The 13318-nt window shown below is 61.6% G+C and carries 13 protein-coding genes and 1 riboswitch; of the genes, 4 read left to right on the forward strand and 9 right to left on the reverse strand.

Annotation, left to right across the window (positions count from 1 at the left end; translation table 11 throughout):
* The 4 genes from JWQ61_RS08105 to JWQ61_RS08120 form a co-directional block, all read right to left on the reverse strand.
* The coding region (locus JWQ61_RS08105) for a GNAT family N-acetyltransferase (protein WP_304360076.1) at positions 1 to 487 on the reverse strand (487 nt) is incomplete at its 3' end.
* A gap of 33 nt (positions 488 to 520) precedes the next feature.
* Complete coding sequence (locus JWQ61_RS08110; RefSeq protein ID WP_304360077.1) at positions 521 to 1747, reverse strand: multifunctional CCA addition/repair protein; 1227 nt, start codon at positions 1745 to 1747, stop codon at positions 521 to 523.
* A gap of 12 nt (positions 1748 to 1759) precedes the next feature.
* Entirely contained in the window at positions 1760 to 2470 is a 711-nt protein-coding gene (locus tag JWQ61_RS08115) for a glutathione S-transferase family protein (RefSeq protein WP_304360078.1), read from the reverse strand.
* 33 nt (positions 2471 to 2503) lie between these two features.
* Positions 2504 to 4480 (reverse strand): lytic transglycosylase domain-containing protein, encoded by a 1977-nt coding sequence (locus JWQ61_RS08120; protein WP_304360079.1) that lies wholly within the window; start codon positions 4478 to 4480, stop codon positions 2504 to 2506.
* A gap of 33 nt (positions 4481 to 4513) precedes the next feature.
* On the opposite strand from JWQ61_RS08120, the gene JWQ61_RS08125 reads away from it, so the two are divergent.
* The gene (locus tag JWQ61_RS08125; RefSeq protein WP_304360080.1) at positions 4514 to 5110 is read left to right on the forward strand and encodes a 5-formyltetrahydrofolate cyclo-ligase; all 597 of its coding nucleotides are present in this window, start codon (positions 4514 to 4516) and stop codon (positions 5108 to 5110) included.
* A 6-nt stretch (positions 5111 to 5116) separates the two neighbouring features.
* On the opposite strand, the gene metF is transcribed toward JWQ61_RS08125, so the two are convergent.
* The 5 genes from metF to metK all read right to left on the reverse strand — a co-directional run bounded on the left by metF (position 5117) and on the right by metK (position 10373).
* Entirely contained in the window at positions 5117 to 5971 is an 855-nt protein-coding gene (gene metF, locus JWQ61_RS08130) for a methylenetetrahydrofolate reductase [NAD(P)H] (protein ID WP_120234230.1), read from the reverse strand.
* Positions 5972 to 6316 (reverse strand): phage holin family protein, encoded by a 345-nt coding sequence (locus tag JWQ61_RS08135; RefSeq protein WP_041742591.1) that lies wholly within the window; start codon positions 6314 to 6316, stop codon positions 5972 to 5974.
* Between the two features lie 63 nt (positions 6317 to 6379).
* Positions 6380 to 7822 carry an adenosylhomocysteinase gene (ahcY, locus tag JWQ61_RS08140; protein WP_304360081.1) on the reverse strand — a complete coding sequence of 481 codons (1443 nt, stop codon included), beginning with the start codon at positions 7820 to 7822 and terminating at the stop codon, positions 6380 to 6382.
* A gap of 26 nt (positions 7823 to 7848) precedes the next feature.
* A riboswitch (S-adenosyl-L-homocysteine riboswitch) is annotated at positions 7849 to 7923 on the reverse strand.
* Positions 7924 to 8001: 78 nt separating this feature from the next.
* The gene (locus tag JWQ61_RS08145) at positions 8002 to 9069 is read right to left on the reverse strand and encodes an AI-2E family transporter (protein ID WP_304360082.1); all 1068 of its coding nucleotides are present in this window, start codon (positions 9067 to 9069) and stop codon (positions 8002 to 8004) included.
* A 143-nt stretch (positions 9070 to 9212) separates the two neighbouring features.
* Positions 9213 to 10373, reverse strand: coding sequence for a methionine adenosyltransferase (metK, locus tag JWQ61_RS08150; protein ID WP_061541798.1), 1161 nt, complete (start codon positions 10371 to 10373; stop codon positions 9213 to 9215).
* A gap of 277 nt (positions 10374 to 10650) precedes the next feature.
* Between metK and JWQ61_RS08155 the strand changes: the two genes are divergently transcribed.
* Genes JWQ61_RS08155 through dapF form a run of 3 tightly spaced genes read left to right on the forward strand, consistent with a single transcriptional unit; the run spans position 10651 to position 13316 of the window.
* Positions 10651 to 11523 (forward strand): lysophospholipid acyltransferase family protein, encoded by an 873-nt coding sequence (locus JWQ61_RS08155; protein ID WP_304360083.1) that lies wholly within the window; start codon positions 10651 to 10653, stop codon positions 11521 to 11523.
* Positions 11520 to 12428, forward strand: coding sequence for a lipid A biosynthesis acyltransferase (locus tag JWQ61_RS08160; protein WP_304360084.1), 909 nt, complete (start codon positions 11520 to 11522; stop codon positions 12426 to 12428). The genes JWQ61_RS08155 and JWQ61_RS08160 overlap by 4 nt, the downstream gene beginning before the upstream one ends.
* Positions 12429 to 12452: 24 nt before the next feature.
* Positions 12453 to 13316, forward strand: coding sequence for a diaminopimelate epimerase (dapF, locus tag JWQ61_RS08165; RefSeq protein WP_304360085.1), 864 nt, complete (start codon positions 12453 to 12455; stop codon positions 13314 to 13316).
* The last annotated feature ends 2 nt before the right edge of the window (positions 13317 to 13318 follow it).

Here is a 13318-nt window from a genome sequence, read left to right on the forward strand (position 1 = left end):
TCGACGACAGGCAATGCATGTACAAGGTATCGATATCGACGTTGCGGCAACGGATCGCAGCCCGTTCGAACAGGCGGCTGCCGACGCCCATGCCGCGCGCGGAGGCAGCCACCGAGACGCCGAATTCTGCCACCCGCTCCTTGCTGGTGGAAGCGCTCACCGAGGGCAGCGCTTCGCGCGGCGCAAACGCCAGGTGGCCGACGCCGAGCAGGCGCAATTTGCGGTCGTAGACGCCAAACACCGTGTCGCGCGAGAAATCGATATTTTCGACATAACGGCTGAGCAGTTCATCCGACAATACCGAACCGAAGCGCAGCAGGCGATCGCCGCTGCTCAATGCCAGGAAATGGCGCAGCAGGCGCCAGCGGGCGCGGCGCGACAATTCCTTGACGAAAATGGTTGGCCGCGATGCCTTGCCCGGACCGGCGCCGCCGGTTTTCCCCGGCGCCTGGTTTGCGCTACCTGCCTTGGCATCTGCTGTTGTCATCCCGGCTTTCCCTTTCGGACAAGCTTACTCGGATCATGAATGCTGTGCTTGCACTACCTGCTCAACCATTTCGACCCGCGCCGCATGGATGGCTTCGGGTATTCGTTGTGGTTGCTGCTGGAACATGCCGGCGATCACGCCAGCGTTGACCGATTGCGCCGCCTTCAAGGCGGCCTGCAGATAAGCAAGTTGTGGAAACGGCTTGCCGGCGTAACCGGTCCTGCCGCGATAGTCGCATTCGGTGGCCCGCAGCATGTCGATGAAGCGCTGCGGCTTGCGAAAGGCATCGCAGCGTCCCAGCAGGTTGACGATCGTGTTCGCGCGCAGCTCGAATGCGCGGCCGACATTGCCGTGTTCGCGCGCCGTCATCAACGCCAGGTCGCGCGCCTCGCCCGGCACCTTGAGGCGCTGGCAAACCCGCTCCACCAGCTCTACGCCCAGCCCTTCGTGACCGTGATGGCTGGGCCAGCCGGCGGCCGGCGTCGCGCCTTTGCCGAGATCATGCACCAATGCGGCGAAGCGCACCGGCAACGTATAATTTTCGCCGGCGGCAGTATCGACCACCATCATCACATGTACGCCGGTGTCGATTTCGGGATGATATTTTTCCGGCTGCGGAATGCCCCACAAGACATCCAGTTCCGGCAGGATGCGCGCCAGCGCACCGCAGGCGCGCAAGACCTCGAACATGCGCGACGGCCGGGTTTCCATCAGGCCGCGCGCCAGTTCCTGCCAGACTCGTTCCGGCACCAGCGCGTCAACCTCGCCGGCAGCCACCATGCGCTGCATCAGCGCATTGGTTTCCGGCGCCACCGTGAAGTCGGTAAAGCGCGCGGCAAACCGGGCGACGCGCAAGATTCGCACCGGATCTTCGGCGAAGGCGTCGGAGACATGGCGGAATATCCGGTCTTGCAAATCTTGGCGGCCGTTGAACGGATCGGCCACGGCGCCGTCTTCGGCGCGCGCGATGGCGTTGATGGTGAGGTCGCGCCGCACCAGGTCCTGCTCCAGCGTGACGTCGGGATCGGTATGGAACACAAACCCCTTGTAGCCGGGCGCAGTCTTGCGTTCGGTGCGCGCCAGCGCATATTCCTCATGCGTATCTGGATGCAGGAACACCGGAAAATCCTTGCCGACCGGACGGAATCCTTGCGCCAGCATGTCGTCCGGCGTAGCGCCAACCACCACGTAGTCGCGGTCTTTGACCGGGAGTCCGAGCAACTCGTCGCGCACCGCGCCGCCGACTGCAAAAACTTTCATGGTTAGGGCCTGTTAATCCGGCGGAACTGCGTCCGGCAGTATTTCGGTTTCCGCCAGCGCTTCCAGCATCCAGCGCGCCACGGCGGGATGCGCTTGCACCCGGTCGGCGTAGGCCTGCAAGGCAGGCGCCAGCGAAACGCCGTAGCTGCGGAAGCGCATCACTACCGGCGCAAAATAAGCGTCGGCAATCGAGAAGGCGCCAAACAGAAATTGATGGTGGCCGAATTCGGACAGGCAGGTTTCCCAGATTTCAACCACCCGCGCGATATCGGCCTGGGCGCCGGCAGTGCGGCCGTATCCCGGCTTGTGCGCGCGGATATCCATCGGCATGTCTGAGCGCAGCGCCGCGAAGCCGGAATGCATTTCGGCGCATATGGAACGGGCGGTGGCGCGCGCCAGCAAGTCTTGCGGCCACATGCCGAGATCGGGAAACTGTTCGGCCAGGTATTCGCAAATCGCCAGCGAATCCCAGATCGCCGTTTCGCCCACCATCAGGATCGGCAGCCGGCCGCTGGCCGAATAGCGGCCGATCCGGTTCGCGGTATCGGCCTGGCGCAGCAGGATCTTGAGCTCTTTGAACGGAATCCCGAAAGCGGTCATGGCCACCCATGGCCGCATCGACCATGAAGAATAATTCTTGTTGGCGATCACCAGCAGCAAGCCGTCCGCGCCGGCTTTTTGCAAAGCGGCGGAAAGGCTGGGATCAAGCTCGGTGGTTTGCATAGGCTGCTCCAGATTCCGACATTCTATGCCATATCAAGGCAGGGCCGATTCAACAAACCCCTTGGGCGCAACGGTGCCCAGCCGCGCCTTCAAGGATTGCGGCTTGCCGTCGAACAAGGCAGCGTAATAAGTCGCGTTGGACAATACATTCTTTACATAACCGCGGGTTTCGCTGAACGGGATCGATTCCGCAAAAACCGCGCCTTCGACCGTGCCCGGCAAGGTCGAACGCCAGGCGCGCGGCCGCCCGGGGCCGGCGTTGTAGGCCGCCGACGCCAGCGCTTGCGAGCCGTCCAGGTCGGCCAGCACCATGCTCAGGTAATTGGTGCCCAGCAGGATATTGGTGTTGACGTCGGAAATCTGGTCGTTGGTGAAACCGCTCAAGCCGATTTTTTTAGCAACCCAGCGCGCCGTCGCCGGCATCACCTGCATCAGGCCGCTGGCGCCGACATTCGAGCGTGCGCTGCGGATAAAACGCGATTCCTGCCGGATCAGGCCGTAGACCCAAGCCATGTCGAGCCCGAGGTTCTGGGTATTGGTGGTCATCACATCGCGGTGGGGCGAGGGGAAACGCTGGTTGAAATCGACTTCAACCTTGGTGCGGTCGGAAGTATTCACCATGCGGTCCAGGACATTGTTCTGGCGGGCGAACTCGGCCGCCGTCAACAGTTGGCGGTCAGTCATCTTGCGCAACTCCCAGTTCCACTCGCGCACGCCTTCGAAACGCAGGTTCATGTCAAAAAACCGCAACGCACGGCGGAAGCCTTGGTTATTCGCCATCGGCGCCATTTCCGCCGGGCTGAAGGCCTGGGTGGAAGAAACCGCAATGATTTTCTGGCCCAGCTCTTCCAGCGCCAGCTGGCCGTAGAAGTTGGTCTGGTCGGCGATCGACTGGAACTGCTGCTGCGCTTGCTCGGATTTGCCCTGGGACTGGTCGGCCCGGGCTTGCCAGTAGACCCAGGCCGGATCGCTGCGCAAAGCCTCCGGCATCGTCTCGACGCCGCTGCGCACCAGCTTCCAGTCGCCGGCGCGCAGGGCAGAACGGACGCGCCACTGATAGGCGTCGCCCGACAATACTGCATTGCTCTTTACCTGGCGCCAATAGTCGATGGCCTGCGGCTCCAGCTTGAGCGCTGACTGCAGCGCCACTTGCGCCCAGGCCAGCGAACGCTCGGACGAAGTCAGCTGGTCAGACCCGGCGCTCAGCGCCGCCGCTGCGCGGCCGCTATCGTTCTTGGCTACCCGCCCCAAGGCGAGGATGAATAATTCGTGGTTGCTGCGGCCGGCGCCGGGACCGCGCGCCAGCACCAGCGCCGATTTGTCGATGGCTTGCGCCACCTGGGAATCGTCGGCGTCGATGTACGGCGTCATGCGGCGGGCAACGCCGGCAAAACCGGCTTCTACCGCTTGCCGGATCTGGAACCAGACATCGTCGGCGCTGAACTGGCCATTTTGCGCCAGCGTGCCGATCAGCCCGGTGCAACCCTGGCCGTAATCCTTCGGCGTAGTCAGCAAGGCGCGTGCTTCTTTGGCGACATTGATGTCTTTCAAGGCGGCCGAGGTCAGCGCATAACATTTCAGCTGGGTATCGTCGTCGAGGACGAATTTCGGATATTGCTCGTCGAAGGTGTTCCAGTCGCCGGCCTTGCCCAGCTCCAGCAGCCAGTCATTGCGCAAGCGGTCGGCGATCGCGCTGCCGTCGTAGCGCGCCAGGTAGTCGCGGATATCCGACTGCGGCGCCACCAGGTCCTTGATCAGCGGTTTCAGGCGGTAATAATCGACATAGGAAGGAATGTCATAATCACTTAAAGTAGCAGCCAGCAGCTCTGCTTTATCCGCATTGTTGGCGCGGGCGGCATCGCGCAGGGCCAGGAAGCTGTCGTCCTGGCCGGCGTAGCTGGCTGCGGTGGCGCCGTTTGCGGAACGTTTCTGGGCATAAGCAGCGCTTGTCATCACAGCGGAAGAAACCACGGCGACGGCGATAACAGCAAGCCATTTCTTTTTAAACATATAACTGCCAACCTTATTTTACGAGTGCGAACGATGACGTCTAGCATAGCATGTGATGCCAGGGATGCAACACCTGGACCGGACAAAGCGCAGCTGCGGCGTACCTTGCTGACAACGCGCCAGGCTATCGACCCGGCGCACCGCCACGATTGGGATGCGGAACTTGGAAAACGAGTGATCGCCTGGGCTACCGGCTGGGGCCTGGCGCATCCGGACGGCACGCTGGGCGTCTATTGGCCGATCCGCGGCGAGCCCGACCTGCAACCCGCCTATGCCGAACTGGCGGCGCGCGGCATGCGCCTGGCGCTGCCGGTGGTGATCGATGTCGACAGCCCGCTGCGCTTTGTCAGCTGGAGCCCGGGTGAAGCCATGGTCAAGGATAGTTTCGGGGTCGCCATACCGGCCAGCTATGTGACTGTGATCCCGCAGGCCTTGTTGATTCCCTGCGTGGGTTTTAACCGCAACAAGATACGGCTGGGTTACGGCGGCGGCTTTTACGACCGCACGCTGGCGCCGCTGGCGCGTCCGCAGACAGTCGGCATCGCCTACTCCTGCGCGCTGGCGGAATTTGACGGCGCAGCACACGATATCGCGCTGGACGCCGTCATCACCGAGGCGGCGAATTTATAGCGTGGTTCAGAGTTTGAGGCGCTGCCAGATAGCGATGGTCGCCGGCGACTGGTTCAGCGTGTAGAAATGCAAGCCGGGCGCGCCGCCTGCCAGCAAACGTTCGCACAGCTGGGTCACCACATCCAGGCCGAAGGCCCGGATCGAATCGGTATCGTCGCCGTAGCTGGCGAGCTTGAGGCGGATCCAGCGCGGGATCTCGGTGCCGCACATGTCTGAAAAACGCATCAGCTGCGAGTAGTTGGTGATCGGCATGATGCCTGCGATCACCGGCACCGCCGCTCCCAGTTTCTGGGCTTCGTCGACAAAGCGAAAATACGCATCGGCATTGTAGAAATACTGCGTGATGGCGCCGTTGGCGCCTGCCTTCACCTTGCTCACAAAACGCTGCACGTCGTCTTGCGGCGACTTCGCCTGCGGATGCATTTCCGGATAGGCCGCCACTTCGATATGGAACCAGTCGCCGGTTTCGGCGCGGATGAATTCCACCAATTCGTTGGCATAGCGGAATTCGCCGGAAGAAATATCCATCGCGCCGTAACCGCTCGGCAAATCGCCGCGCAACGCCACCAGGCGCTTGATGCCATGGTCCTTGTATTGCGCCAGGATGGTCCGCAGCGATTCGCGCGAACTGCCCAGGCAAGACAGGTGCGGCGCCGCCTCGTGGCCTTCGCTGCGGATATCGAGCACGGTATCCAGCGTGCCCTTCTGGGTCGAACCGCCGGCGCCGAAAGTGACCGAAAAATATCGGGGATGCAGCTCGGCCAGCTTGGCGCGCGTCACCCGCAGTTTTTCCGCGCCCTCGGGTGTCTTGGGCGGGAAAAACTCAATGCTGAAATTCTTTTGAGCGTTTTTTTGTGACATCTAATTCTTCTTCAGTAGCAAGGTGGACAGCGCCCACGAAACGATGCTGTACAAGATGGCGCCGCCAACCGCGGACCAGAAACTGGCCACGTAAAACCCGCTCACCAGGTGCGACACCAGCCAGAACATCAGGCCGTTGATGATGAAGATGAACAAGCCCAGCGTCAGCAAGGTCGCCGGCAGGGTCAGCAGCAGCAGGATCGGACGGATCAGGGTATTGACGAAACCCAGCACCAGCGCCGCGATCAGCGCCGCGCCGAAACTGGCGAACTGCACCGAATGCATCAGATACGGCACCGCCAGCAAGGCCAGGGTATTTATCAGCCAGGTAATCAGTAAGCGCATCGTGTGTTCCTCTTGGTGTTGCAAGGCCTGCGCACCGGTGTGTGCCGGTGCGCAGCCTGGCGGTTAGTAGCGGTAGTGTTCCGGCTTGTAAGGACCGGTTTGCTTGACGCCGATGTAAGCAGCCTGCTCTTCGGTCAAGACCGACAGCTTCGCATTCAGTTTTTTCAGCTGCAGGCGCGCGACCTTTTCATCCAGGTGTTTCGGCAAGGTGTACACGCCGACCGGGTAGGCCTTGGTGTTGACGAACAATTCGATCTGGGCGATGGTCTGGTTGGCGAACGACGAGCTCATCACGTACGACGGATGGCCGGTGCCGCAGCCCAGGTTCACCAGGCGGCCTTCGGCGAGCAGGATGATGCGCTTGCCGTCCGGGAAAATGATGTGGTCGACTTGCGGCTTGATGTTTTCCCAGGTGTACTGCTTCAACGCGGCGACTTCGATTTCGTTGTCGAAATGGCCGATGTTGCAGACAATCGCCTGGTCCTTCATCTTTTGCATGTGGTCATGGGTGATCACGTGGTAGTTGCCGGTGCAGGTGACGAAGATGTCGCCGTGCTCGGCCGCGTATTCCATGGTCACCACGCGATAGCCTTCCATCGCCGCCTGCAGGGCGCAGATCGGATCGACTTCAGTCACCCAGACTTGCGCCGACAGGGCGCGCATGGCTTGCGCCGAACCCTTGCCGACGTCACCGTAACCGGCGATCACGGCGACCTTGCCGGCGATCATGACGTCAGTCGCGCGCTTGATGCCGTCGACCAGCGATTCGCGGCAGCCGTACAGGTTGTCGAACTTTGACTTGGTGACCGAATCGTTGACGTTGATCGCCGGGAACGCCAGCTTGCCTTCCTTGTGCATCTGGTACAGGCGATGCACGCCGGTGGTGGTTTCTTCCGTCACGCCCTTGATCTGGGCCAGGCGCGTCGAATACCAGTTCGATTGCACCGCCAGCTTTTTCTTGATGGCGTTGAACAGGCAGATTTCTTCTTCCGAACCCGGATTGTCCAGCACCGAAATATCTTTTTCCGCACGGGTGCCGAGATGCAGCAGCAGCGTTGCATCGCCGCCGTCGTCGAGGATCATGTTGGCTTGCTGTTCGCCCGGCCATTCGAAAATGCGGTGCGTGAAATCCCAGTAGTCGTCCAGCGATTCGCCCTTGAAGGCGAACACCGGGGTGCCGGCAGCGGCGATCGCAGCGGCGGCGTGGTCCTGGGTCGAATAGATATTGCAGGACGCCCAGCGTACCTTGGCGCCCAGTGCTTCCAGGGTCTGGATCAGCACTGCGGTCTGGATCGTCATGTGGATCGAGCCGGTAATGCGTGCGCCCTTGAGCGGCTGGGCGGCGGCGAATTCTTCGCGGATCGCCATCAGGCCCGGCATTTCGGTTTCGGCGATCTTGATTTCCTTGTCGCCCCAGGTGGACAAGCTGATATCGGCGACCACGTAATCGTGGCTGGTGGAAGTTGTCGAGGAATGTGTAGATGCGTTCATGACTGCGGCGTTCATCACGCCCTCCTTTCGTTAGAAAAAAAGTAACGTGAGCGCAGTTGCAATATGACTGTACCAAGCCTGGCAGACGGTGTCTGTCGCAACGCTCCTTGGATACGATCCGCCATTTTAAAGCAAACGGCAAGCTTTCGGCTAGCTGAAGCGCGTATTCCTGCTATCCGGCCTGGCGAATACCCTCAGACCCAGCCCATTTCGTGCAACTCGCTCTTGATATAAGCATAGTAGATCGGCGCCGCCACCAGTCCCGGCAAGCCGAACGCGGCTTCGGTCAGGACCATCACCAGCAGCAATTCCCAGCTGCGCGCATTGATCTGCGAGCCGACGATGCGCGCGTTCAGGAAATATTCCAGCTTGTGGATCACGATCAGGAACACCAGCGCCGCCAGCGCCACATAGATCGACACCGACAAGGCCACCAGCACGATCAGCGTATTCGAAATCAGGTTGCCTATCACCGGCAGCAGGCCCGCCAGGAAAGTGACCACGATCATGGTCTTGGTCAACGGCAGGTGGATGCCGCCGAGGCGCAGCACCACCAGCAGGAAGATCGCCGTCAAGGTGGTGTTCAGCAGGGAAATCTTGACCTGGGCGAACACCACGCGGCGAAACGCATCCGCCAGCAACTGCGCACGTCCCAGCAATTCGGCCGCCAGCGGCTGCAGCAGCGGCATCGGATGGGCGGCGTTCAAGGCCACCATGGCGCCCAGCACCATGCCCACCAGCACATGGACGAATACCTGCACCGCTTCCTTGCCGGCCAGCTGCACTTCGCCGCGATGCGACTGCAGCCAGTCGCTGATGATCTCGCGGATGTCGTCGATATCGTCCGGCAGGTATTGCTGCAGCCAGGCCGGCAGCTGGGTGCGGGCCTGGTCCACCACCACCATCAGCTTCCCTTGCAACACCTGGATGCGGTCGGGGCCGCCGTGAAAAAAGGCCGCCAGCCCGACTATCGCCAGCGTCAGCGCGCCGATGATGATCGCCGACAGGAACACCACCGAAATCAGGTGTGCGCGCTGGCTGGTCAGGCGCCGCTGCACCAGGGGCGTCAGGGTGCGCACCAGCTCGTATACCAGCAGGCCGGCCAGCAAGGCCGTCAGCATGTGCAAGGTCATCACCAGAAACAGTCCGGTAAGCGCGACCAGCCAGGCAGCCAGGCGAAAACGCGGCAAGGTGGTGATCACGGGACGCAAAGGACGCTGATCGGCAGATGGTTCGGAAACGGATTGGGGGGCGGAGGCCATGGCGGGACTTGTTCTTTTATCGTAGTCACTGAGGTGGTCAGTGTAGCAAGTCGTTACCATCGTGCAAAGCACGATTCTGGCAGCGCCGGCATTTGGCACGGCAAGACGGGGAAATGTCTCCCCGCCTTGCCGCCAGGCGGCTGTTACAGCGCGGCGGCTTTCAGTGCGGCGGCCTTGTCAGTGCGTTCCCAGGTGAATTCCGGCTCTTCGCGGCCGAAATGGCCGTAGGCTGCGGTCTTCTGGTAGATAGGGCGCAACAGGTCCAGCATCTGCACAATGCCTTTAGGACGCAGGTCGAAATGCTCCAGCACCAGCTGCGCCAGTTTTTCGTCGCTGATCTTGCCGGTGCCGAAGGTGGTCACCATCACCGAAGTCGGCTTGGCGATGCCGATGGCGTACGACACCTGGATCTGGCAGCGGGTGGCCAGGCCGGCGGCCACGATGTTCTTGGCGACATAACGGCCGGCGTAGGCCGCCGAGCGGTCGACCTTGGACGGGTCCTTGCCGGAAAATGCGCCGCCGCCGTGGGGCGCGGCGCCGCCATAGGTGTCGACAATGATCTTGCGCCCGGTCAGGCCGCAATCGCCTTGCGGGCCGCCGATGACAAAACGGCCGGTAGGGTTGATCAGGTAACGGGTGTTCTGCAGCCATTCCTTCGGCACTACCGGTTTGATGATTTCCTCGATCGCCGCTTCTTCGATCGCCTTGTGCTGCATGTCCGGCGCATGCTGGGTCGACAGCACCACGGTATCGATCGCCACCGGCACGCCGTCGACGTATTTCAGCGTGACTTGCGATTTTGCATCCGGACGCAGCCAAGGCAGGCGGCCATCCTTGCGCAACTGCGACTGGCGTTCGACGATCCGGTGCGCGTAATAGATTGCGGCCGGCATCAGTTCCGGCGTTTCGTCGCAGGCATAACCGAACATCAGGCCCTGATCGCCTGCGCCCTGGTCGAGATCGATACCCTTGCCTTCATCCACGCCCTGGGCGATGTCCGGCGATTGCTTGTCGTAGCCGACCAGCACCGAGCAGCTCTTGTAGTCGATGCCGTAGTCGGCGTTATCGTAGCCGATGCGTTTGATGGTTTCGCGCGCGACGGCGATGTAATCGACATTGGCAAAGGTGGTGACTTCACCCGCCAGCACGACCAGGCCGGTATTGCACAAGGTTTCGGCGGCGACCCGGGCTTGCGGGTCCTGGGTAAAGATGGCGTCGAGGATAGCGTCGGAGATCTGGTCCGCGACTTTGTCGGGATGACCTTCGGAGACGGATTCGGAAGTGAAGAGGTACTCATGTGCCATAACAGGCTCCTACAAAAAAACAGTGGTGACCATGTCGCAGTCAAACCTGTTGAGCCTGCGACGCTTTAGCGAAATTTGTATGCCGCCTCGCAAGTTGTCTATTAACTCGGCGGATAATGCTAATTACTATATATTAAGATGATTCTGGCAAGCAATCTATCCGCTATCCAAAAACACCTTGCAACCATATTCGGTTTTCAAACTATTGTGCTATTTTACGCCTCTTGAAAAAAATCGGCAAAATCCACCCTCTTTTGGCTCTTGATGAGCTCCGCCAATGCTTGTAACACTCTTCCGCCTGCTGTCGATGCTGCCCCTGTTTTTCCTGCATGCAATAGGGACGCTGGGCGGCTGGCTAGTATACCTGGCCTCGGCTTCGTACCGCGGCAAACTGAAAGACAACCTGTTCCGGGCCGGCTACCGGGCGGCTTTGCCGCAGGCCATCAGCGAATCCGGCAAGAGCATGTTCGAGCTACCGTTCATCTGGTGCGCCGCGCCGCAACGGGTGCTGCGCACCGCCACCATCGAGAACTGGGAGCTGGCGCAAGCGGCGCTGGACGCCAAGACCGGCGTGATTTTCCTGACCCCGCACCTGGGCTGCTTTGAAATCATCGCCCAGGCGATCGCCACCAAGACCCCGCTTACCGCGCTGTACCGGCCACCGCGCAAAGCTGCGCTCAAGCCCTTGATCGAAGGCGCCCGCGGACGGCACAACCTGTTGCTGGCGCCGGCCAACCTGGCAGGCGTGCGCACCCTGTTCAAGGCACTCAAGAAGGGCCAGGCGATCGGCCTGCTGCCGGACCAGGTGCCGCAAAACGGCGAAGGCATCTGGGCCGATTTTTTCGGACGCCCGGCCTACACCATGACCTTGCCGGCCAAGCTGCAGCAGATGAGCGGCGCGCCGATTATCCTGTCTTACGCCGAACGTTTGCCGTTCGGCCGCGGTTATGTGATCCGCTTCGTGCCTTTCGATGAAACGCCCGGCCACACCCCCGAGCAACGCGCGCTGGCCATCAACCTGGCGATGGAGAAGCTGATCGCACGCTGCCCGGCGCAATATATCTGGAGCTATAACCGCTACAAGACGCCGCCCGGGGTCGAGGCGCCACCCACGGCTTCCAACCCCGCCGCACCGGAGCAGCAGGCATGAGGGCCTTGCTCGGCTTGCTGTGGCTGGCGCATTTCCTGCCGCTGTGGATCCTGGGGCCGGTCGGCGAAGCCCTGGGCTCGCTACTGTTCATCATCATGAAACCGCGGCGGCACATCACGCTGACCAACCTGCGGCTGTGTTTTCCGGACATGACCGAAGCCGAGCGCGTGGTGCTGGCGCGCCGCCACTTCCAGGCTTACTCGCGCAGCGTGCTGGAGCGCAGCGTGCTGTGGTGGGCTTCCGAAACTCGCTTGCGGCGCCTGATCAAGATCGAATCCGACTTGCCGCTCAGCACGCTGCAAGCCGGTCCCACCATCCTGCTGTGCCCGCATTTCGTCTGCCTGGAAATTCCCGGCATCGCCCTGGTGCTCAATTCCTCGCTGTCGATCTGCACCATCTATACCCGCCAGCAAGATGCAGTGACCGATGCCGCGCTGCTGAAAGGCCGTTCGCGTTTCCGTCCGGTCAAGCTCTTTACTCGCGAGCAAGGCGTCAAACCCATCATCCGCGCCATGCGCGAAGGTTTCCCGTTCATCATGCTGCCGGACATGGACTTCGGCATGAAGGATGCCGAATTCGTGCCGTTTTTCGGCATCCCGACGGCGACGCTGACCGCAACCGCCCGCATTGCCGCCGCCACCAAAGCCAGCGTGGTACCGATGATCGCAACTTTCCTGCCCGGCTACAAAGGCTGGAAAGTGACCTTCTATCCGGCCTGGGAAAATTATCCGGGCGACGACATGACGGAAGCCACGCGCCGCATGAACGCCTTTATCGAAGCCCGCATCCTGGAAGCGCCGGCGGAATATTTCTGGGCCCACAAGCGCTTCAAGACACGCCCCCCGGGGCAGGCCGACGTCTATTCCCCGCCAGCGCCGGAGCAGGCCGACACTGCTGCGCACTAGCGCTGTTTCCATCATAATGGCCGCATGAAACTCAAATTCACAAAAATGCACGGCGCCGGCAACGATTTCGTCGTGATCGACGCGATTCACCAGCATGTCGATTTCACTCCGGCGCAGTGGCAGCGCCTGGGCGACCGCCGCTTCGGCGTGGGCGCTGATCAAATGCTGGTGGTGGAAAAATCGCAGGCGGAGGGCGTCGATTTCCGCTACCGGATTTACAACGCCGACGGCGGCGAAGTTGAACAATGCGGCAACGGCGCCCGCGCCTTCGTCAAATTCGTCACCGACAAGGGCCTCACCAGCAAGCGCGCGATCCGGGTGGAAACCATGTCCGGCATCATCGAACCAAAGCTGGAAGACGACGGCCGCATTACGGTCGCCATGGGCGCGCCGGTCCTGGCGCCCGCCGAAGTGCCATTCGACGCCAGCAATCTGGATAGCCGGGCGATGGGCGAAGATACGCTCTGGCCGCTGGAAGTCCAGGGCAAACAGGCATGGATCTCAGTGGTGTCGATGGGTAATCCGCATGCGGTGCAGGTAGTCGAGGACAGCGAGGCGGCGCCGGTGCTGGTCGACGGTCCGCTGATAGAACATCACCCGCGCTTTCCGCGGCGGGTCAATGCCGGCTTCATGCAGGTTGTCGATCGCCACCATATCAAGCTGCGCGTATTCGAGCGCGGCGCCGGCGAAACCCTGGCCTGCGGCACCGGCGCTTGCGCTGCGGTGGTTGCCGGCATCCGGCGCGGCCTGCTGGACTCGCCGGTCGCGGTGCAGACCCATGGCGGCGAACTGTCGATCGCCTGGGCCGGCGGACAGCAGGCGGTCATGATGACCGGCCCGGCGGTATCGGTATTCGAGGGCGAAATCGACATCGCCGCGGCCGATTAGCG

It is taken from the genome of Collimonas fungivorans (assembly GCF_028292705.1).
Lineage (GTDB): Bacteria > Pseudomonadota > Gammaproteobacteria > Burkholderiales > Burkholderiaceae_D > Collimonas > Collimonas fungivorans_B.